Here is a 19,429-nt window from a genome sequence, read left to right on the forward strand (position 1 = left end):
TCCGGGCTCGCCGCACCGCGGCATCCGACCCCACCTCCGGCGACGAGCCCGTCCTGGATCATCCGTGCCTGACACACCCTCTGGGAGAGACCAATGAAGACCCCTGTCAAAGCGACCCTGATCGCCCTCGGCGTCGCGATCGTGCTCGCGATCGTCGCCATCGTGTTCACCATGACGCAGCGAGCCGCCGAACCGGCCCCACCCGAAGGCGAGCGCCTGCAGACCGTCCGCACCGACTCGCACGTCCTCGACCGGGGCGGTGACGGCGCCGTCACGGTCGTCGAGTTCCTAGACTTCGAGTGCGAGGCGTGCGGCGCCTTCTACCCGATCGTCGAGGATCTCCGTACCCGGTTCGCCGGAGACATCACCTACGTCGTGCGGTACTTCCCGCTCCCCGGCCACATCAACTCGACGCAGGCCGCGCTCGCCGCCGAAGCCGCGGCGCAGCAGGACCGCTTCGAGGACATGTACCACCGGCTGTTCGAGACGCAGGCGCAGTGGGGCGAGAACAGCGTCGAGACCCCCGAGGTGTTCCGCGGCTTCGCGGAGGATCTGGGCCTGGATCTCGCGGCCTACGACGCCGCGATCGCCGACCCCGCGACCCTCGAGCGCGTGCAGGCCGACAAGAGCGACGGCGAGAAGCTCGGCGTCCGCAGCACCCCGAGCTTCTTCATCGACGGCCAGGCCGTGACCCTGGAGGCGTGGGACGACCTGGAGGCCGCGATCGAGGAGGCGATCGGCGCGGACCGGTGACCGGGCCCGCCCCTCAGAAGACGGCGACGATGCGTGTGGCCGCCGACAGATAGCGCGTGACCGGGTCGCCGATGCTCTGCTGCACCTCGCGCAGCGTGACCGCCTCGGCGACCTCGTCGGTGATGATCCCGTCGACGCCGCTGCCGCCGTACTCGGTGAGCAGCCCGGCGTCGTTCACCGTCCACACGAACAGAGTCTTGCCCTGCTGATGCAGTCGCACGAGCATCTCGTCCGAGTAGGACCAGTCCTCCACCGCCACCCCGTCGGCGTCGGTCGTGGGCGCGTTGCCGATCTGGAACCCGGTGACGAGGATGACCTCGCGCTCGGGATCGGCCTCGCGCACGCCCGTCACGACGTCGGAGTCGAGCGATTGCACGAGGTGCCGATGATCCGGATCGAGCTCGTTCAGGGCGGCGGCGACGCGACCCGCGAGACCGGGCGCCTCGCCCCCGTGCGGCTTGACCTCGACCAGGACGCGGATGCCGAGCTCGTCGGCCGTGCGCAGGTACTCCTCGAGCGTGGGGATGCGGGCCTCGAACTCCCCCTGACGCACGGTGATCGCCGCGGCCTCGTCCTGCGTGAGGGCGCCGACGGAGCGCTGATCGCCGGCGAGACGCTGCAGACGTGCGTCGTGGATCACCACGAACCCCTGGTCGGCGGTCTCCTGGATGTCCATCTCGACGACATCCGCTCCCGCGTCCGCCGCGGCACGCAGCGCGGGGATCGTGTTCTCGACCCCGAACGCCGTGTACCCGCGATGGGCGATGATGAGGGGCGGTGCCACGGTCTCGGCGGAGGCGATCGACGCGAACGCGACCGGCGGGGCGCCGAAGAACACGAACAGCACCGCCACCACGACCGCGACCGCGCGGGAGAGACGGTCGCGTACCGGCTCGCCGGTCGAGGGTGCGGCCTCCGTCCCGCGCGACAGCGCCACGAACAGGAACGACAGGAACGCCGCCGCGAGCCCGGCGGCGACGAAGCGCACGAGGTCGAGGAGCGCGAGTGCGCTGCCGGCGACGTCGTTCCCCGCACCCGACTCCGACGCGAGCGCGACGGGGACCGCTCCGAGGAGCACGGCGAGGATCAGCACGGCACCGGCGACCACCGCCACGACGGCGAAGACGGCGAGGAGCGGGAGCTGCGTGCGCCGCGTGAGCACGATGCTGCGGCGCATGGCGCCGATCACGGTGCGATCCTCTCCGGCGAGCACGGCGGCGGTCGCGGCGAGCCGCAGAGCCAGGTAGACGATCGCGAGGATCGCGAGCGCGTAGATCCAGGCTCCGGCCGTGGTCTTGGTGAGCTCTCCGGAGATGAACGCCGGGATCGCGATGTGCGAGGTGATGGTGGCCCCCACGCCCAGGTGCGCGAGCGGCAGCACGAGCAGGGCATACCCCGCGAAGAGCAGCGCCTGCCAGCTCGCGACGCGACGCAGCAGCGCGCCGAGACCGTGGAGGATCGCCCGGACGCTCGGCGCCTCGCCGCGCAGGCACAGATGTCCGACGATCGAGAAGACGCTGATCTCGACGAGCACGAACGCCGTCGCCACGACCGCGAGCAGCAGCAGGACGAGCAGCGCGAGCGGGCTGCCGAGCAGCCCGGGAAGGCCGTCGACGCTCAGGCCGTCGACGCCCGCGATGTCGAGAGCCCCCTGGAACAGCGTCAGGAGCAGCGGCAGGACCGCCCACACGTACAGGCCCTGCGTGACGATCGCGACGACGAGCACGAGCACGAGTCGGCGCCGGAGAAGACGCCCGGCGATGCGGGCCGCCGAGGCCACGGTGCGCCACGCTCCCGGCGCGGTCGTCGTCTCCTCCATGCTGCGAGAGTATCGGGAGCGCGTCAGCCCGCGTCGAACCTCGTGATCCGATCGTCGCCCTCCCGCGGACCGCCGCGACCGTCCGTGTTGTTCGTCAGCAGCCACACCGCGCCGCCCGGGGCGACGACCACGTCCCGCAGCCGGCCGAGCTCGCCGATGTACCGCTCCGAACCCGCCGACAGGTCGTCGAGCGGCACGACGCGCAGGCGCTCGCCGCGGAGGTTCGCGATCAGGATGTCCGTGCCGGTGACGGCGATGCCGCTGGGGCTCGCGGTGTCCGGCGCCCACTGCTGCACGGGATCGATGAAGTCGTCGTCGCCGGCGATGCCCTCGACGTCGGGCCATCCGTAGTTCCCGCCGGCCTCGATCACGTTCAGCTCGTCCCACGTGTCCTGGCCGAACTCGCTCGCGTACATGGTGCCCGCGGCATCCCACGCGATGCCCTGCGGGTTGCGATGACCGTAGCTGTAGACGGGTGAGCCCGGGAACGGGTTGTCGTCCGGCACGGCACCCGCCGGGGTCACCCGGAGGATCTTCCCGGAGAGCGCGTCGAGGTCCTGCGCGCTGTCGCGGTCACCGGCGTCCCCGGTCGTGATGTAGAGCATCCCGTCGGGCCCGAACGCGAGGCGGCCGCCGTTGTGGTTCCCCGCGGCGGGGATGCCGTCGATCACGACCGTCGCATCGCTCAGCGTCAGCGCCCCTGCCTCGCCCGCGATGGCCCGTCGTTCGACACGGTTCTCCCCGTCGGCCGTGAAGTACGTGAAGAGCTCGTCGTCGTGCACGGCGAGCCCGAGCAGCCCGCCCTCTCCCCCGGGCGCGACTCCGTCGATCACGGCGACCTCGCGCGTCCCGCCGTCGTCGGCGAGCTCGAGGATCCGCGCGCTGTCGCGCTCGCTCACGAGAGCCGTCCCGTCATGGAAGGCGATCGACCAGGGTGCGTCGAGTCCGTCGACGACGGTGTCGACCGTCGCGCCGGGTTCGGCCACCGTCGTCGAGACGCAGCCCGCGAGACCGAGGGCTGCCGCGGCGAGCACTCCGATCCCCCGGACGGCGATCCGGTGTCGTCGCGTGACGGCCTGTGCGCTCATGCCTCCATCCCACACCGGATCGCCGTCGAGCGACACCCCGCGCCGGCGTCTCGACTCTCCACCTCCCGCCGACGCGCCTCCGTCGCTACGCTGAGGCGCATGACCGAGGCGCGTCGCACCCCGCATCCCGTCCTGGCGTTCGCCCGGAGGATCCCCGCGACACTCACCCTGGTCGCTCTGATCCTCGTCGTCGGCGTGGTGTGGCAGGGCCTGTGGCGCCCGTTCGAGGAGTCGGTGCTGTTCGGCGACGTGGCCTACGGGTTGCCGAACCTCGTCGACGGGAAGTGGTGGACGCCGATCACGGGCACGTTCTTCGTGAACCAGCCGTGGGTCTACGTCTTCACGATCGCCGGATTCTGGGGGATGGCGTACCTGGAGCATCGGCGGGGCAGCCGCGTCGCTCTCGCCTATTACGGCATCGGGCAGCTGTTCGCGATCCTGGCGACCGCGTTGCTCCTGTCGGTCCTGTCGCTGTTCCCGTGGGCGTGGGCGACGACGCAGGCGCAGGCGCTGGATGTCGGCGCCTCGGGCGGCACCATGGCGTGCATCGCCGCGGCCGTCGGCCTGTTCCGGCCCCCGTGGCGGGTGCGCGGCTGGTTGATCCTCCTCGGGTTCGTGTTCATCGCGATGCTGTTCTGGGGCAAGGTCGCCGACCTCGAGCACCTGCTGGCGGTGCTGCTGATCCTGAGCGTCGACCGGTCGCTGCGGGTACGCCACACGACGGTCCGGGAGCAGCGCCTGATCGCCGTGATCGCGATCCTCGTGCTCGGAGCCGTCGAGATCATCACGACCCTCGTCGCGACCGACGGCCCCTTCGGCTCGACCGACCCCATCTCCGGCGGATTCATCGACCTCGCGATCGATCTCGTCGTGATCCTCGTGCTCGTGAACGGTCTGCGACGCGGACGCCGCTGGGCCTGGGTGCTCGTGCTCCTGCTCGGGATATTCAACATCCTGGTGGCGGGGCTCGTGCTCGCGCTCATCTCCATCGCGACGCAGGCCGAGATCGATCTGCGGTGGGACGGCGACACCGCTCTCGCGCTCGCGAACGGCATCCTCTGGGTGATCATGCTCGTGTATCTGGTGTGGGTACGCCGCGCGTTCCGCGCCAAGCGCAAGTCGCTCCTCGGCGCGCAGCCCGCCCCGACCGCGGACGACGTCAAGAACGCGCTGCGCACGCACGGCGGTGGGACCCTGTCGTGGATGACGACCTGGGAGGGCAACAGCTACGCCCGCACCGACGGCGGGATCGTCGCCTACCAGCGACGGAGCGGTGTCGCACTCGCGCTCGCGGATCCGATCGGACCCGCATCCGAGAGATCCGCGGCGGTCGCGGACTTCATCCGCGTCTCCGAGCACGCCGGGCTCGTCCCCTGCTTCTTCAGCGCGGACCAGGCCACTCGCGACGCCGTGCCCTCCGGATGGCGCAGCCTCGTCGTGGCCGACGACACGATCGTCGACCTCCCCGGACTGCAGTTCACGGGCAAGCGCTGGAACTCGGTGCGCACCTCGCTCAACAAGGCGGGGCGCGAGGACATGACGTTCCGCATGACGCACCTCGAGTCGGAGTCGTGGGGCGTGCAGCAGCAGCTGCGCGCGATCTCCGAGGCGTGGGTCGGAGACAAGGACCTGCCCGAGATGCGCTTCACGCTCGGCACGCTCGAGGAGGCGGAGGACCCCGAGGTGCGGCTGGCGCTCGCCCTCGCGCCGAACGGCGACGTCGACGGATTCCTGTCGTGGTTGCCCGTGTACGGCGGCGACGGCGGGGTGCGCGGATGGACGCTCGACCTCATGCGACGGCGTGACGGAGGCTTCGGGCCCGTCATGGAGTTCCTGATCGGCTCGTCGGCGCAGCTGTTCTCCGAGGAGGGCGCGGAGATCATGTCGCTCTCGGGCGCTCCGCTCGCGCACGACTACCCGCCGGACGCGGGCATGATCGCGGCGCTGAGCGACCGGCTCGCCGAAGCCCTGGAGCCGGTGTACGGCTTCGGCTCGCTGCACCGCTTCAAGCAGAAGTTCCACCCGCGCTACGAGACCATGTACCTGCTGTTCCGCGACGAGAGCGACCTCGCGGCGATCGGGCCCGCCCTGACGAGGGCGTTCCTGCCCGACGCGACGCTGCGGCAGTTCGCCGGCGCCGGACTCGAGCTCGTGCGCGGCGGGGGCGACTAGGTCGCACGGCGTGCCGGCGACCCACGGCCGTCCCGCGTTCCGGTCGCACTTCGTGCCGCCGAGACGGCGCTCGAGCGGCACCTTCTGCGACCGGAACACGGACCAGCGCGTCGACCGCGGCACCAACTGCGATCGGAGCCGTCGCCACAGGAGAGGATCCCCGGGCACCGCGGCGGAACAGCGATCTCAGAGGTCTCGGGGCTTCCGCCGCAGCTGCTTGACGTCGGTGCGGCGGTGCTTGGCCGTGAGGCGGCGTTCCTTCGAGCCGCGGCTCGGCTTCGTCGGCCGGCGAGGCGGCGCGGGAGGCCGCAGCGCCGCCCCGACCACGGCCGCGAGGCGCTCGCGCGCGGCATCCCGGTTGCGCAGCTGGGCGCGGTGTTCGGATGCCGCGATCGTCAGCACGCCGTCGACGAGCCGCGCCGCGAGCCGGTCGAGCACGCGCTCGCGCTGGACGGGTGAGAGGACGGCGCTGTGCGCGGCATCCCACACCAGCTCCACACGCGAGTCGGCGGTGTTCACGCCCTGACCGCCCGGGCCCGACGACCGGGAGAACCTCCACGACAGCTCGGCCTCGGGGATCGTGAGCGCGCCGGACACCCGAAGACCGGGGCGGTGCGGAGCGGGCATGCCTCCATCATCCACCCCGTCCGGAATGCTCCCGGCATCACGGATCTCGGCGACGCACGCGGATCTCGGACGATCCGGGGAGGATCGTCCGAGATCCGGCACGTCGTCCGCGTTGCCGGGAAGCGGGGCTCAGCGCGCGACGGGCTCGAGCGGCTCGGAGTCGGATGCCGGAGCGGATGCCGGCTCGTGCTTGGCCGTGTTCGCGATGTGCGCGCGGCCGACGACGATCGCCGCGACGATCATGAGCGCGACGCCGAGCCAGTACGGCGCCGCGTGACTGACGGTCGTGTAGAGCGCGGCGGCGATGAGCGGCGCGACCGTGCTCATGGCGGCGTTCAAGGACTGCGTCGCCCCGCCGAGCCAGCCCTGCTCGTCGTCGCCGACGGCGTTGGACATCGCGCCGTCCATGGCGGCCTGCGAGGCGCCCTGTCCGGCGGCGAGCAGCAGTGCGCCGACGATGAACACCCACGGCTGGGCGAGGACCGAGGCGACGATCGCGAGACCGGCGAGGCCGATCATCTGCGCGACGATGCCGCTGACGATGACGCCGCGCTCGCCGATCCGCGGGAGCAGGATGCCGAGCAGCACGCCCTGGATGAGGATGTCGATGATGCCGACGGCCGCCGTCAGGAGGCCGATCTGTGTCGGGCCCCACTGGATCGAGTCGAGCGCGAGCACGCTGAAGTTGTTCACGAAGAAGCCGAAGGGCAGCGCGAGGAGGCCGAAGCCGATCATGAGCGCCCGGAGCTCGGTGCGGCCGAATGCCTCCTTGAACACGGCGAACGGCTGCACGTCGCGGGCGCGGATCGCGGGGATGCGGTTCTCGGGCTTGAGGCTCTCGGGAAGCAGGAAGAGGCTGAGGATCGCGATCACGAGCGAGACCGCGGCCGTGAGGAAGACCGGCAACTGCAGGCTGACGGCCGCGAGGAGGCCTCCGATCGCCGGGCCGAGCATCATGCCGATGCCGGACAGCGCGCCGAGCAGGCCGAAGCGCTGCGCGCGCTTCTCGGGCGGCGTGATGTCGGCGAGGTAGGCGAACAGCGCGGGCATGTCGCCGGCGGTGAGGCCCTGGATGACGCGGGCGAGCACGAGGACCCAGATGGCGCCGCCGATGCCGAACAGCGCCATCGAGAACGCGGCGCCGAAGGCCGCGGCGATGATCACGGGGCGGCGGCCGAAGCGGTCGGAGAGTCGGCCGAGGAACGGCGCGACGAGGAACGCGCAGAGTCCGTTGATCGCCTCGAGCACGCCGACCCAGAGCGCGAGATCGTGCTCGTGGGTGACGTACTGCAGGACGACGAAGGGCAGCACGGGGAGGACGACGGTCATGCCGATCACGGTGAGCATCGTGAGGACGATGAGCATGACCCAGGCGCGCTTGTCGCTGCGCGCGGGCGATTTGAGTGAAGTCACTCCGTAACTGTATCAATACCAGTTTTGGTGTCAAGCCAGTTTTGTACCGACTTCGCGATAGAGTGAGGGCATGACCACCAGCGAGCCCCTCGGCCGCCGCGAGCGCAAGAAGGCCGCGACGCGCAAGAACATCTCCGACGTCGCGACGATGATGTTCCTCGAGCGCGGGTTCGACGAAGTCAGCATCCGCGAGGTGGCCGACGCCGCCGACGTCTCCCCCACGACCGTGTTCGCGCACTTCCCGCAGAAGGAGGCGCTCGTCTTCGACGAGGACGACGAGCAGCGCGACCGGCTCGTCGCCGCGGTGCGCGAGAGGGCGGAGGGCGTGACGATCAGCCGCGCGATCCACGACTTCTACCGCAGCGAGATCGGGGTGAACCTCGACGAGCACGGCGAGGACGTGGCCCGCATCTTCATGCGGTTCCTCAACGAGACCCCCGCGCTGCGCGACTACGCCGCGAAGATGTGGCTGCGCCACGAAGACGCCCTGGCCGATGCGATCGCCGACGAACTCGACCTCGACGCCCCCACGGCCGAGCTGCGCGTCTTCTCCCGCTTCGTGCTGCAGCTGCAGCTGCTGGTGACCGACAGCGACGACCAGCTCGCGACGCTCGAAGCCGGCTTCGTCGTGCTCGACGGCGGATGGGACCAGGTCGAGGCACGGCTCGCCGGACGCTGAGGGAGGATGTCAGACGGCCCTGCTACGCTGAGGGCGTCGGCGACAAGAGGTCCAGGGGATCTCTTCCCTCAGGGGATAGCCGACATTTTCTCTGGGGCGACACCCCAAGGCCTGAAGGTCGTCGCCAACGAAGGCGCGATCGCGTCGTGGTACCACGCGCCGCCCTTGCCGACGAGATGTCGATGCACACCCCAGAGGGCGTAGTCCGCGACCTGCAGCCCCCAAGACGTCGGCGAGTCCCAGACGCAGAGGGTGATCCGCCGATCGATCTGATCGCAGACGTCGCGGATCGCTTCGCGTGCCTGGGTCGCGCGCTGATGGGTGCCGAAACTGCCCGCCACGATCACGAGCCGGTCACTTCGCGACGACACCCTCAGCACGACCTCCTTGATGTGCAGATACCAGGCGAGTTTGTACAGGTACATCTGCCCCTTCGCCTTGACGTACTCGTACGCGTTGGGCTTGTACAGGAAGGTCGTGTCGATGCGGGGCCCCAGTTCCCGGATCACGTCGAACATCTCGGTGCGCGTCGCGACGCTGTCGTTCTTCGCATGGAAGCCGCCCGGAAGCTGCATCCCCTTGTCCGCGAGACCAGTACGCAGCTCGTGACCTCTCCAGATCGCACCGCCGTGCTCGTCGACGAACATGGCGGTGCCGAACCCGAAGTACCCGGACTCAGTCGGTGAAGTCGGCGCCTTGTAGTCGAGGTTCCCCGTCTCGTCGGCGTACAGGTGGATCACGGACACGCACGGAGCGTAGCGAGAGGCGGAGATCGGAGTCCCGCACGACGCGAGATATAGCGTCGCAGGCACTGCGTCCGGAGTGGACGCGACGGCGGGAGTCGAACCCGCAACGCCGTCAGATATGAGCTGAGGCCCGGGACCGCCCGGATCGCCGCGATGGGGTCGACGTTACCCCGCCGTGATCTGATCCACCAGGACCATTCCCTGGATTAACCCTGCGTGTCGTCGCGTGACGGCATCCGACATCGAGCGACATCCGCGGGCGGTCGTGGAGCGTCGGCGGGTTCGGTGTAGCGTCGCGGGCATGGCCGTTGACGTCGACTCCGCCTCCACCGGCCAGAAGACCCACCGCTATCTGCGCCTGTCGCTCGTGCTCGTCGTGCTCGCACTGCTCATGGGCGTCGCGGTGCAGAGCGTCGTCGTCACGTGGCAGCCGCTCCAGCTCGGCTGGCATCCGCTCACGTCGATCAGCCATGCGTTCTACACCCCGATGCGCGACGTGTTCACCGGCTGCCTGTTCGCGGTGGCCGTGGCGCTTCTCGCGCTGTCCGGCCGCAGTCGTGCGACGACGCTGCTCGACATCTGCGCGGTGTTCGCTCCGCTCATCGCGATCGTGCCGACCGGGATCGCCGACGCCCGCGCGGAAGGACATCTGCCATGCCCCTCCGCGACGGACTGCATCCCCTCCGCGGCCGTGGGAGGGGCGAAGGCCGGCATCGCCGTGTATGCGATCGTCGTCGTCACGACGGTGGTGGTGATGGCGGTGATCCGCGCCCGCACGCGCACCCCGAACCGCTCGGCCGTGATCGTGTCGGCGATCGCGCTCCTCACCGCGGCCGTGGTCGTGGCGCTCGCGTTCGCGCCGACCCTGAACCAGGACTTCCCGTTCAACTTCTGGCCGGTGCACAGCATCCACTTCGCGGTGACCCTGTTGTTCTTCGGATGCTTCGCGGCGGTGCCGATCCTCTACGCGGGCGGCCCGCTCGATGTGCACGAGACCGCTCCGACGCCGCGCCAGCGCGTGATCTACCGCGTGATCGCGGGACTGCTCATCCTCGATCTGCTGTTCCTCGTCGCGGCGATCGTCTTCCGGCAGACGTTCGGCGAGACCCCGGCCGTGCTGATCGGCGAGGTCGTGGCGCTGGTGCTGTTCGCCTGGTTCTGGACCGTGCAGACGTTCCAGCGCTGGAACGACGCGAATCCGCCGTCGATCCTCCCGTTTCACGCCTCGACTCCGCGTCGCTCAGAAGCGTGACGGGGGCGCCGGGGCGTCCAGGGCGCGGATGAGGCGACCGAGCGCTTCGCGCAGCTCGGCCCGGTGCGGCTCGGGGAAATCGGTCGTGTACTCGACCCCCGTCGGCACGTAGAACATCCCGTACACGGCCTCGCGCCAGTCCGAGCCCCCGACCGGCCAGCGGGTGCGGTCGCCCTCGGGGACGGCTCCGTCGGCCCAGATGCCGAAGTGCTCGCGCATGGTCTCGATCGGCAGGTCCATGACGACATCGGCCTCGATCTTCTGCGGCGACCAGGACGTCGCCAGGAGGATGCGCTCCTGCACCTCCTCTTCGGACATGTCCCGCGGCGGGAACAGCACGCGCGTGTGCTCGACCGACACGATCCGGTCGACGCGCAGCGTGCGCCAGTCGTCGCGCTCGAGGTCCCAGCACAGCAGGTACCAGTTGCGGTCGGCCGGTGACAGCACGTGCGGCTCGACCCGACGGATGCTCTCGGCGCCCTCCCGGTCGACGTAGCGCAGCCGCACGCGCTCGTGGTCGCGGGCGGCGAGCGCGAGCTCCCCGAGCACGAGCGGCGAGATCACGGGCGCGGTGCGCGCGGTGGTCGGCTGCACGGAGGCGGCGAGCGCGTTGACGCGGCGTCGCAGCGCGGCGGGGAGCACCTGCTCGAGCTTGGCGAGCGCGGTGAGCGTGACCTCGGCTCCGTCGACGAGCTGCTGCGTCGCGGCCACCCGGAGCCCGATCGCCATCGTGACCGCCTCGTCGTCGGTGAGGAGCAGGGGCGGCACGGCGCTGCCCGCCTCGAGCCGGTACCCGCCGGCGGCACCGGGCGTCGACTCGACGCGGTAGCCGAGGTCGCGCAGCCGGTCGACGTCGCGGCGCACGGTGCGCTCGGTCACGCCGAGCCGTGCGGCGAGCTCGGTGCCGGGCCAGTGCCGGTGGGTCTGCAGCAGGTTGAGCAGCGTCAGCGCGCGCGAGGTGGTGTCGGACATGCTTCCAGATTCGCAGAGATCGCGGACAGGATCTGTCCTGATTGCCTCCTACCGTCGAGACATGACGAACGAACCCCTCATCGAAACCGAAGGCCTGACCAAGGTCTTCACCGTCAAGAAGGCACCCGTCGAAGCCGTGACGGACCTCACCTTCACCGCCGCACGCGGCGAGCTCGTCGCCTTCCTCGGTCCCAACGGCGCCGGCAAGTCCACGAGCCTGCGCATGCTCACCACCCTGATCCCGCCGACCGCCGGCACGGCGCGGGTCGTCGGCCACGACATCCGCTCGGATGCCGCGGGCGTGCGCGCCCGGATCGGCTACGTCGGACAGCTCACGAGCGGCAGCTTCGCGCAGCGCGTCCGAGACGAGCTGCTCAGCCAGGGCGCGTTCTACGGCATGACGCGACGCGACAGCATCCGGCGGGCCGACGAGCTGATCGAGTCCCTCGACCTCGGCTCGTTCCAGACCCGCACGGTGCAGCAGCTCAGCGGCGGGCAGAAGCGGCGCCTCGACATCGCGCTCGGGCTCATGCACGCCCCACCGCTGCTGTTCCTCGACGAGCCCTCCACGGGCCTCGACCCGCAGAGTCGCGCGAACCTCTGGGAGCACATCCTCGACCTGCGCACCCAGCACGGCACGACCGTCTTCCTCACGACGCACTACCTGGAGGAGGCCGACCGCTACGCCGAGCGCGTCATGGTCATGGACAGGGGACGCATCATCGCCGACGACGACGCGACCTCTCTCAAGGCCACGCTCGCCGGGGACGTGCTGAGCTTCGGCTTCGCGAGCGAGACGGATGCCGCGGCCGCGCGTCCCGTGATCGCGCGGATCAGCGACGCCGAGACGACCCTGGAGGCCGACACGGTCACGCTCGCAGCCCCGGACGGCGACCGCCTCCTGCCGCGGATCGTGCGGGACCTCGACGCTGCGGGGATCCTCGTGCACCGGGCGACCGGCGTGCCGCCCACTCTCGACGACGTCTTCCTCGCGCTCACCGGCCGCACGCTGCGCGAGGCGGGCGAAGGCGACGCCTCGGCATCCGACACGACCGACACCACCGCGACCGCGACCACCACCGCGACCACCACCGACCCGACGGGAGTCCTCTCATGAACCGCACCGCGACCACCACCGACACCCTCGTGCGCCCGAGCCTCGCCCGCGACACCCGTCACGTGCTCACGCGCGAGCTCCGTCCCACCCTCCGCGATCCGTTCACGCTGATCTTCAGCCTGGTGCAGCCTCTCGTGTTCCTCGGACTCTTCGCGCCACTGCTGGTGGGCGGCTCCGGCGAGCCCGTCGGCGAGACGCTCGGGTGGTTCGTGCCCGGCGTGCTCGTGATGATCGTGCTCTTCGGCACCGGCGCGACGGGGTCGAACCTGCAGTACGAGATGATGACCGGCTCGCACGAGCGCACCCTCGTGGCCCCGCTCGCGCGCTCGTCGCTGCTCGTGGGGCGCGCGCTCAAGGAGATCGCGCCGATCGTGGTGCAGGCGCTCGTGATCGTGCTGATCGCCTGGCCCTTCGGCTTCGCGATCCACGTGCCCGGCCTGCTGATCGGACTCGCGCTGCTCGCGGTCTTCGGCGTCGGACTCGGGTCGCTGTCGTACGCCCTCGCTCTGGCGACCAAGGACCGTGAGTGGCTGTTCTGGGGCGTGCAGCAGTCGTTGATCTTCCCGCTGCTGATCCTGTCCGGCATGCTGCTTCCGCTCGACGACGGCCCGGCGTGGATGCGGGCGGTCGCGACCGTGAACCCCGTGAACTGGGTCGTGCAGGCCGAACGCGCGCTGTTCGCCGGCGACCTCGGCGACATCACGGTGCTGTGGGGCTGGATCGCCGCGCTCGCCGTCGCCGTCGTCGGACTCGTGGTCGGGGTGCGGGCGATCCGCCGCAGCAACTGAGACTCGGAGTCGGTCCGGGGGCTCCGGCTCCCGTGCTCCGGGCTCGCGCTCAGCGGCGGATCGAGTCGTGGAACGGGTTCGGCTCGAGGGTGAAGTCCGTCGAGGCGTCGGCCCACGTGCCGCCGTCGACCGTCGTCCGGCCGCGTCGCAGACGGGAGATCGCCGCGGTCGCCGGCACGCCCAGCGCGAGAGCCGCCGCGCCGCGCAGCGACCGGTCCTCCGGTCCGAGCACGCTCACACGGTGCCAGGCCTCGTGCATCGAGCCGCCGCGCGCCGCGGGCACGGTCCGCGCGGGGAGCGCCCCGGCCCGTCTGAGCGCCACGAGCTCCTCGACCCGACTCCACCACGTCGACTCCCGCGCGGGGTGGAAGTAGTTGTCGCGCAGCCAGTCGCGGTGGGGCTGCCGGAAGCGCCCGGCCACGACCTCGCTGCGACCGCCGAGCAGACCGCTGCCGACGAACACCGTGTTCAGGAGGCCCTTGCTGACGCCGAAGGAGTCGAGTGCGATCACCGGCACGCCGAGCGCTGTGGCCTCGATCGCCGCCGTCGAGCTCACCGTGACGAGCCCCGCCGCGGTCGAGAGAGCGTGCGCCATCGAGTCGTACGACACGACGAGGTTCTCCGGACGACGCGCGGGGAGCAGGTCGAGGTACGGGTCGCGTTCGAGATGGGTCTCCGCCTCCCCCGGACGCGAGCGCAGCTTCACCACGACCCGCCGTTGCGGATCGGCCTCCGCCGCGCGCACGAGCGTCGCCGCGATCTCCGCCCGATCCTCGCGGTCCATCGGCACGAGGGCCTGCGCGGCGAAGACGATGTCGGTGGCGGGAGTGCGCACCGCACGCCGTGCTCCGGTGTCGGTCGACGGCTCCGGACGGTCGGCCAGCAGCGTGCCGCCGGGACGCGCCGTCTGCTCCCCGGCGAGCACGCGGGCCCGGTCGGGGGCGAGCATGCGCGAACGCGGGCGCGCGAACGGCAGCGTCGCGAGGGCGGTCGGCAGCGTCACGCCGATGCGACGCCCGAGCTCGGCGAACGCGCGCTCCTCGCGGTGCGAGTGCACCACGAGCAGGTCGGCGTGCCGACGGTAGTCGAGGGCTCCGCGCTGCGCCGGGATCGCCATCCCCGGAAGCCCGGCCACCACGACCGGGCGCCGCGACAGGCGGTCGATCACGCGGCCGAGCAGACGCACGAACGGTCCGCGGCCGGCGAGCAGCACGACGTCGGGGCGCTGGCCCTCGAGCCATCCCGTCGTCTCGCCGAACGACAGCCGGGTCACGGCCGACTCCGGAAGCCCGGTTCCGGCGAGCGCCGTCCGCTGCTGCTCGACGCTCGCGGTGAGAGGCGTCTGCACGAGCAGCAGATGGGGACGGATGCCGGGCACGCCGCCGAGCAGCGATGCCGACCATTTCACGAAGGAGTCGGCATCGGCGATCGCGACGACGCGCAGCGCCTGGGGCATGCTCACGGTCATGCGGTGACGCGACGCAGCTTCGCCATGGGGGCGCGCTCGCTGTCGAACACGCGCTTCACGCCGTCGCCGAGAGCGGTCTCGATCACGCGGATGTCACGCACGAGGTGCTCGAGGCCGGTGGGCTCGAGGGACGCCGCGTGGTCGGAGCCCCACATCGTGCGGTCGAGCGTGATGTGGCGCTCCACCGCGACGGCGCCGAGCGCGACGGCGGCGAGCGAGATCTGCAGCCCGCGCTCGTGGCCCGAGTACCCGACGGGCACCCCGGCGTACCGGTCGCGCAGCGTGGCGATCATGCGCAAGTTCGCCTCCTCGGGCTCGAGCGGGTACGTCGACGTCGCGTGCATGAGCACGACCCGGTCGGTGCCGAGAGTGTCGAGGGCACGGTCGATCTGCTCCATGGTCGACATGCCGGTCGACAGGATGACGGGCTTGCCGGTCTCGCGCAGCGCGAGGAGCAGCTCGGTGTCGGTGAGGCTCGCGGAGGCGACCTTGTGGGCGACGACGTTGAGGTCCTCGAGGAAGTCGACGCTCGGCACGTCCCACGGCGATGCGAACCAGTCGAGGCCGCGCATCGTCGCGTAGTCGCCGATCTCGACGTACTCGTCCCGGCCGAACTCGATGCGGTGGCGGTACTCGAAGTAGGTCATGGTGCCCCACGGCGTCTCGCGCTGCACGTCGCGCATGTGCTCGGGGGTCGAGATCTCGGGGGTGCGCTTCTGGAACTTCACGGCGTCGGCGCCCGCCTTGGCGGCGACGTCGATGAGGCGCTTGGCGATCTCGACGTCGCCGTTGTGGTTGAGGCCGATCTCCGCGATGACGTAGGCGGGACGACCGCCTCCGATGACACGCGATCCGATGCTGACAGTCATGATTCCTCCGGTCGTCGAAATGGCCTTCTGTCCTGGGTACGCGCCGAGGGTGAACTCCGTGCGACAGGAGGGTTACCGGCACCCGTCAGGCACCGGTCAGGCGGGCAACACCCGTTCGATCAGCTCGCGCACGGCGCCGTGGCCTCCCCGCCGGGTGAGCACGACCCGCGCCTCCGCGAGCACCCGCGGGTGCGCGTTCGCGACCGCGACGGGCCAGCCCACGATCCGCATGGCCGGCAGGTCGTTGACGTCGTTGCCGAGATAGGCGATCTCGTCGAGGTCGAGGCCGTTCTCCTCGGCCCAGCCGCGCAGTGCGGACTCCTTGTCGTCGATGCCGTGCAGCACGGGCACCTTGAGCTTCTCCGCCCGGGCGCGCACGACAGCGTTCACCTCGGTCGACAGGATGAGCATCGGGATGCCGGCACGACGCAGCAGAGCGACCCCCATGCCGTCCTCACGACTCACGCGCACGCGCTCCACGCCATCGGCGTCGACGCTGGCCGTGTCGTCGGTGTGCACGCCGTCGAAATCCGTCACGACGGCCCGCACGGGGATGCGCGCGGGCGCCTCGTGCAGCGCGGCGAGCGCGCGGGCGATCTCGAGCTGCTGTGCGTCGTCGATCTCGATCGCGGTCCACTCGGGCACCTCGGCGATGCGTATGCGCCCGAAGAACCGGTGCCGCGCGGCCCGGAACCCCTCGGCGCGGAACACGTAGAACGCCCCGGTCTCGAGGTAGTGCGGTTCGCGGTCCTGGCGACGGGGGCGGTGCCCGGCCTCGTGGTTGAGCGCCACGGCCGCGTCGTCACCGGTGCGTCCCCAGAGGAAGCCGTACGTCTCGAACGCCGAGAACACGCTGTCGGCGCGATCGGCCTGCACCTCGCGCACCGCCGACGACAGGGCGTCACCGGGGATGAAGGGAGAGGTCGCCTGCAGGAAGGCCACGATGTCGATGCGGTGCCCGTCGGCCTCGAGCTCGTCGAGGGCGTGCAGGATCGCACTCTCGGAGGAGGCGGCGTCGCCCGAGATGTCGGCGGGGCGCCGGACCACGACGGCGCCGGCGGACGACGCGACCGCCGCGATCTCGGCGTCGTCGGTCGACACCGCCACGAGGTCGACGCCCTCGGCGGCGAGCGCGGTGCGCACGGCGCGCTCCACCAGGGGCACGCCCCCCACGCGCTGCACGTTCTTGCGCGGCACGCCCTTCGATCCGCCGCGTGCCGGGATGATCGCGACCGTCGTCATGCGGTCTCCTCTCGTCCGTCGTCTCTCGCCATGGCCGTCACCGTCCGCGGAGCGCGCGCCACGCGCGCCCCACCCGTCGCCGGGCTCCGAGCGCCGTGAGCTTGAGCTCCTCGACGCGGCCGACGCCCCCGGCCGGACGGATCGCGCGCTGCACGAGACTCTGCTCCGGCGCCCCGGGGAGGCCCAGCTCGATCAGCCGCTGCGCGGAGAAGTACCGGTCGCGGTCTGCGGGACGGATGCCGTCGAGGAGGCGCTCCGCGCGGGGGCGCAGGTGCCCCGCGACGACGGGCTGCATCGCGTAGCCGACCGCGTCGATCAGCAGCTGCAGCAGGGCGGGCTCGCGGTAGGGCGAGTCCGCACGGGTCAGCGCGTCGACGATCGTGGCGGGGATGCGGTTGCTGTTCTCGTAGGGGGTGAGGCGCCGCAGGACGGCATCCGTCCCGACGGCGTCGATGTCGCGGTCGAACAGCGCACGCACGGTGGGCAGCGCCGTCGAGAACCCGGCGATCACGGCGAGCACGTCGAGGCGCTCGGCGAGCAGCTCGGCCGACAGGGCTCCCCGGTACTCGAGGAACTCGATGTCGTGGAACGCAGCCCGTTCGCGCAGCGCGTCGGTCACGCGCGGCGGCGCCGAGGGGTGCGGCTTGAACACGATGCGTCGCGGGTCGCGGAGCGCGGCGTGGTCGATCATGTCCCGCTGCAGCGCGACCTCCTCCGCGCCCGTCATGAGGCCGAGCGCGGCGAGGTACTGCCCGAGCACCAGCACGTCCCGGCCGTCGGCGGGTTCGGGCAGTGCAGTCTCGTCGGTCGCGGCATCGGCCAGCGCCCGCCGGAACAGCTCCGGGGCCACGGGCACGGTCTCCGCGTGCGGCGAGGCGACGAGGGGCGCGACGCCCGGCACGACGTCGGCGTGCACGACCCGCGTGATCCGGGCCGTCACGGTGTGCGGCATCCGCACCCGCATCGGCGAGTACGTCATGAGCCCGTCGCCGATGATCGTGAGGCGCGCCCGCGGGAACAGCGCCATCAGCGTGCGCGCCGGGGCGACCTGCGGACTCTGCACCAGCAGCTCCAGGTCGTCCGGGTCGAGGTCCCAGGCGCGGGTGATCAGCCGTTCGAGCACGGGCAGGTCGGCGTCGTCGGGAGCCCAGGAGCTCGGATGCAGGGGGCCGAGCAGCGCATCGAGGTCTTCGATCCGATCGAAGCGCGAACGCAACCGTGCGAGCGCGGGATCCGCGGCGATGCCGACGGTCGTCTCGGGGACGCGTGCCGAGACGAAGGGCACGAGCAGACGGTCGCCGTGCTCGCCGAGGAGACCGCCGTCGATCGCCGCGGCCGCCGTCGCGAGACCGTAGGCGCTGTGCAGGGCGAAGAGCTGGGTCATGCGGCACGCCCCACGGTGCGCAGCAGCGATGCGAGCACGCGACGCCGCGGGCCGTCGAGCCGTCGCAGCACCGCGGACGACTCGTCGCGCGGCAGACGCCCGAGGAGGTCGCGGATGCCGGAGCGCATCTCCGACCGCAGCGACGGCGTCATGCGACGAGCACGCACGAGATGACGCGAGCTCAGCGCCAGCACGGTCCACACCGCTTTGGGCAGGAAGCGCTCGGCCTCGGCATCCGCTTCGACGATGTCGAGCACCTCCCCCATCGCGGTCACGAAATCGAGCTGCCGTCGGTCGCGCACCTGCGTGAGGGAGGTCGAGACGCCCCGCCGGTACAGCAGCGCGGGGGCGTCCACCACGGCGAAGGAGCGGGCGTGCAGGTGCAGCCGCCAGATCCAGGGGCGGTCCTCGGCCGTGAACAGACCGGGGGTGAAGTCGGCGAGCCCCTGGTCGAGCACGCGGCGATGCAGCAGCCCCGCCCACGCGAAGGGGTAGTCGACCATGGTCGGCTCGTCCTCGGGCAGGATCGCGTCCCGCGGCGGCGCGACGGTCTCGCGCCACGCGAACGGCGCCCGCACCAGGACGCGCCGGCTCCCCGTGACGGTCACGTGGTCGGTGCGCACGAGGTCGCAGTCGTGATCCTGCAGGCGGCGTGCGAGCACGGCGAGGCGCTGCGGCTGCATCCAGTCGTCGCCGTCGAGGAACGTGAACGCCTCGCCCTCGACGTGCGCGAGTCCCTGGTTGCGCGCCGTCGCGAGGCCCTGGGGCCGCGGATTCGCGATCACCGTGGCATGCGGCATCCGCTCCGCATACCTCCGCATGATCGCCCCGGTGTCGTCTCGGGACCCGTCGTCGATCGCCACGAGCTGCAGAGCGGCCGGATCGTCGAACTGACGGGTCAGCGTCTCGAGCGTCGTGCCGATGTAGGCGCCGGCGTCCTTCGCAGGAAGGATGACGGTGACGAGGGGTGTGCGCACGGATCTCCCGGGGTGGACGGTCCCGGCATGGTGTCAGGCGCTCGTTGCCGGTCGGCGACCTGC

17 protein-coding genes and 1 pseudogene are annotated in these 19,429 nt (G+C 71.2%); 6 read left to right on the forward strand and 12 right to left on the reverse strand.

Annotation, left to right across the window (positions count from 1 at the left end; translation table 11 throughout):
• The first annotated feature begins 93 nt into the window (after positions 1-93).
• Complete coding sequence (locus ACIPY8_RS13095) at positions 94-753, forward strand: DsbA family protein (RefSeq protein ID WP_400818829.1); 660 nt, start codon at positions 94-96, stop codon at positions 751-753.
• A 13-nt stretch (positions 754-766) separates the two neighbouring features.
• Here ACIPY8_RS13095 and ACIPY8_RS13100 read toward each other — a convergent pair whose 3' ends face one another.
• Both ACIPY8_RS13100 and ACIPY8_RS13105 read right to left on the reverse strand, forming a co-directional pair.
• Positions 767-2,572 (reverse strand): glycerophosphoryl diester phosphodiesterase membrane domain-containing protein, encoded by a 1,806-nt coding sequence (locus tag ACIPY8_RS13100; RefSeq protein WP_400818832.1) that lies wholly within the window; start codon positions 2,570-2,572, stop codon positions 767-769.
• Positions 2,573-2,595: 23 nt separating this feature from the next.
• Positions 2,596-3,660, reverse strand: a complete 1,065-nt coding sequence (locus ACIPY8_RS13105) for a PQQ-dependent sugar dehydrogenase (protein ID WP_400818834.1) — start codon at positions 3,658-3,660, stop codon at positions 2,596-2,598.
• A 99-nt stretch (positions 3,661-3,759) separates the two neighbouring features.
• Here ACIPY8_RS13105 and ACIPY8_RS13110 point away from each other — a divergent pair, with 99 nt between their 5' ends.
• Positions 3,760-5,832 carry a bifunctional lysylphosphatidylglycerol flippase/synthetase MprF gene (locus ACIPY8_RS13110; protein ID WP_400818837.1) on the forward strand — a complete coding sequence of 691 codons (2,073 nt, stop codon included), beginning with the start codon at positions 3,760-3,762 and terminating at the stop codon, positions 5,830-5,832.
• A gap of 186 nt (positions 5,833-6,018) precedes the next feature.
• Here ACIPY8_RS13110 and arfB read toward each other — a convergent pair whose 3' ends face one another.
• Both arfB and ACIPY8_RS13120 read right to left on the reverse strand, forming a co-directional pair.
• Positions 6,019-6,459 carry an alternative ribosome rescue aminoacyl-tRNA hydrolase ArfB gene (gene arfB, locus ACIPY8_RS13115; protein WP_400818840.1) on the reverse strand — a complete coding sequence of 147 codons (441 nt, stop codon included), beginning with the start codon at positions 6,457-6,459 and terminating at the stop codon, positions 6,019-6,021.
• 129 nt (positions 6,460-6,588) lie between these two features.
• Positions 6,589-7,872 carry an MFS transporter gene (locus ACIPY8_RS13120; RefSeq protein WP_400818843.1) on the reverse strand — a complete coding sequence of 428 codons (1,284 nt, stop codon included), beginning with the start codon at positions 7,870-7,872 and terminating at the stop codon, positions 6,589-6,591.
• Positions 7,873-7,942: 70 nt separating this feature from the next.
• On the opposite strand from ACIPY8_RS13120, the gene ACIPY8_RS13125 reads away from it, so the two are divergent.
• On the forward strand, positions 7,943-8,551 hold the full coding sequence (locus ACIPY8_RS13125) for a TetR/AcrR family transcriptional regulator (RefSeq protein ID WP_400818846.1): 609 nt from the start codon (positions 7,943-7,945) through the stop codon (positions 8,549-8,551).
• A gap of 68 nt (positions 8,552-8,619) precedes the next feature.
• Here the strand turns inward: ACIPY8_RS13125 and ACIPY8_RS13130 are convergent, their stop codons facing one another.
• Positions 8,620-9,363, reverse strand: a complete 744-nt coding sequence (locus tag ACIPY8_RS13130; protein ID WP_400818849.1) for a DUF3800 domain-containing protein — start codon at positions 9,361-9,363, stop codon at positions 8,620-8,622.
• An 11-nt stretch (positions 9,364-9,374) separates the two neighbouring features.
• Positions 9,375-9,450, reverse strand: a pseudogene (locus tag ACIPY8_RS13135).
• 148 nt (positions 9,451-9,598) lie between these two features.
• On the opposite strand from ACIPY8_RS13135, the gene ACIPY8_RS13140 reads away from it, so the two are divergent.
• A complete protein-coding gene (locus ACIPY8_RS13140; RefSeq protein WP_400818852.1) occupies positions 9,599-10,549 on the forward strand; it encodes a hypothetical protein in 951 nt (316 codons plus the stop codon).
• On the opposite strand, the gene ACIPY8_RS13145 is transcribed toward ACIPY8_RS13140, so the two are convergent.
• A complete protein-coding gene (locus ACIPY8_RS13145) occupies positions 10,538-11,521 on the reverse strand; it encodes a helix-turn-helix transcriptional regulator (RefSeq protein WP_400818854.1) in 984 nt (327 codons plus the stop codon). The genes ACIPY8_RS13140 and ACIPY8_RS13145 overlap by 12 nt on opposite strands.
• Positions 11,522-11,582: 61 nt before the next feature.
• Between ACIPY8_RS13145 and ACIPY8_RS13150 the strand changes: the two genes are divergently transcribed.
• Positions 11,583-12,638, forward strand: coding sequence for an ATP-binding cassette domain-containing protein (locus ACIPY8_RS13150; protein WP_400818857.1), 1,056 nt, complete (start codon positions 11,583-11,585; stop codon positions 12,636-12,638).
• Complete coding sequence (locus tag ACIPY8_RS13155) at positions 12,635-13,426, forward strand: ABC transporter permease (protein WP_400818860.1); 792 nt, start codon at positions 12,635-12,637, stop codon at positions 13,424-13,426. Before ACIPY8_RS13150 ends, ACIPY8_RS13155 begins: the two co-directional genes overlap by 4 nt.
• A 49-nt stretch (positions 13,427-13,475) precedes the next feature.
• On the opposite strand, the gene ACIPY8_RS13160 is transcribed toward ACIPY8_RS13155, so the two are convergent.
• The 5 genes from ACIPY8_RS13160 to ACIPY8_RS13180 all read right to left on the reverse strand — a co-directional run bounded on the left by ACIPY8_RS13160 (position 13,476) and on the right by ACIPY8_RS13180 (position 19,366).
• Entirely contained in the window at positions 13,476-14,894 is a 1,419-nt protein-coding gene (locus ACIPY8_RS13160) for a DUF6716 putative glycosyltransferase (RefSeq protein WP_400818861.1), read from the reverse strand.
• Positions 14,891-15,763 carry an N-acetylneuraminate synthase family protein gene (locus ACIPY8_RS13165; RefSeq protein WP_400818864.1) on the reverse strand — a complete coding sequence of 291 codons (873 nt, stop codon included), beginning with the start codon at positions 15,761-15,763 and terminating at the stop codon, positions 14,891-14,893. The genes ACIPY8_RS13160 and ACIPY8_RS13165 overlap by 4 nt, the downstream gene beginning before the upstream one ends.
• A 96-nt stretch (positions 15,764-15,859) precedes the next feature.
• Positions 15,860-17,005, reverse strand: a complete 1,146-nt coding sequence (locus tag ACIPY8_RS13170) for a cytidylyltransferase domain-containing protein (protein ID WP_400818867.1) — start codon at positions 17,003-17,005, stop codon at positions 15,860-15,862.
• A 37-nt stretch (positions 17,006-17,042) separates the two neighbouring features.
• A complete protein-coding gene (locus tag ACIPY8_RS13175) occupies positions 17,043-18,389 on the reverse strand; it encodes a polysialyltransferase family glycosyltransferase (protein WP_400818869.1) in 1,347 nt (448 codons plus the stop codon).
• Entirely contained in the window at positions 18,386-19,366 is a 981-nt protein-coding gene (locus ACIPY8_RS13180; protein WP_400818871.1) for a glycosyltransferase family 2 protein, read from the reverse strand. The genes ACIPY8_RS13175 and ACIPY8_RS13180 overlap by 4 nt, the downstream gene beginning before the upstream one ends.
• Positions 19,367-19,429: the final 63 nt, after the last annotated feature.

Source organism: Microbacterium sp. NPDC089696 (genome assembly GCF_044749125.1).
Classification (GTDB): domain Bacteria; phylum Actinomycetota; class Actinomycetes; order Actinomycetales; family Microbacteriaceae; genus Microbacterium.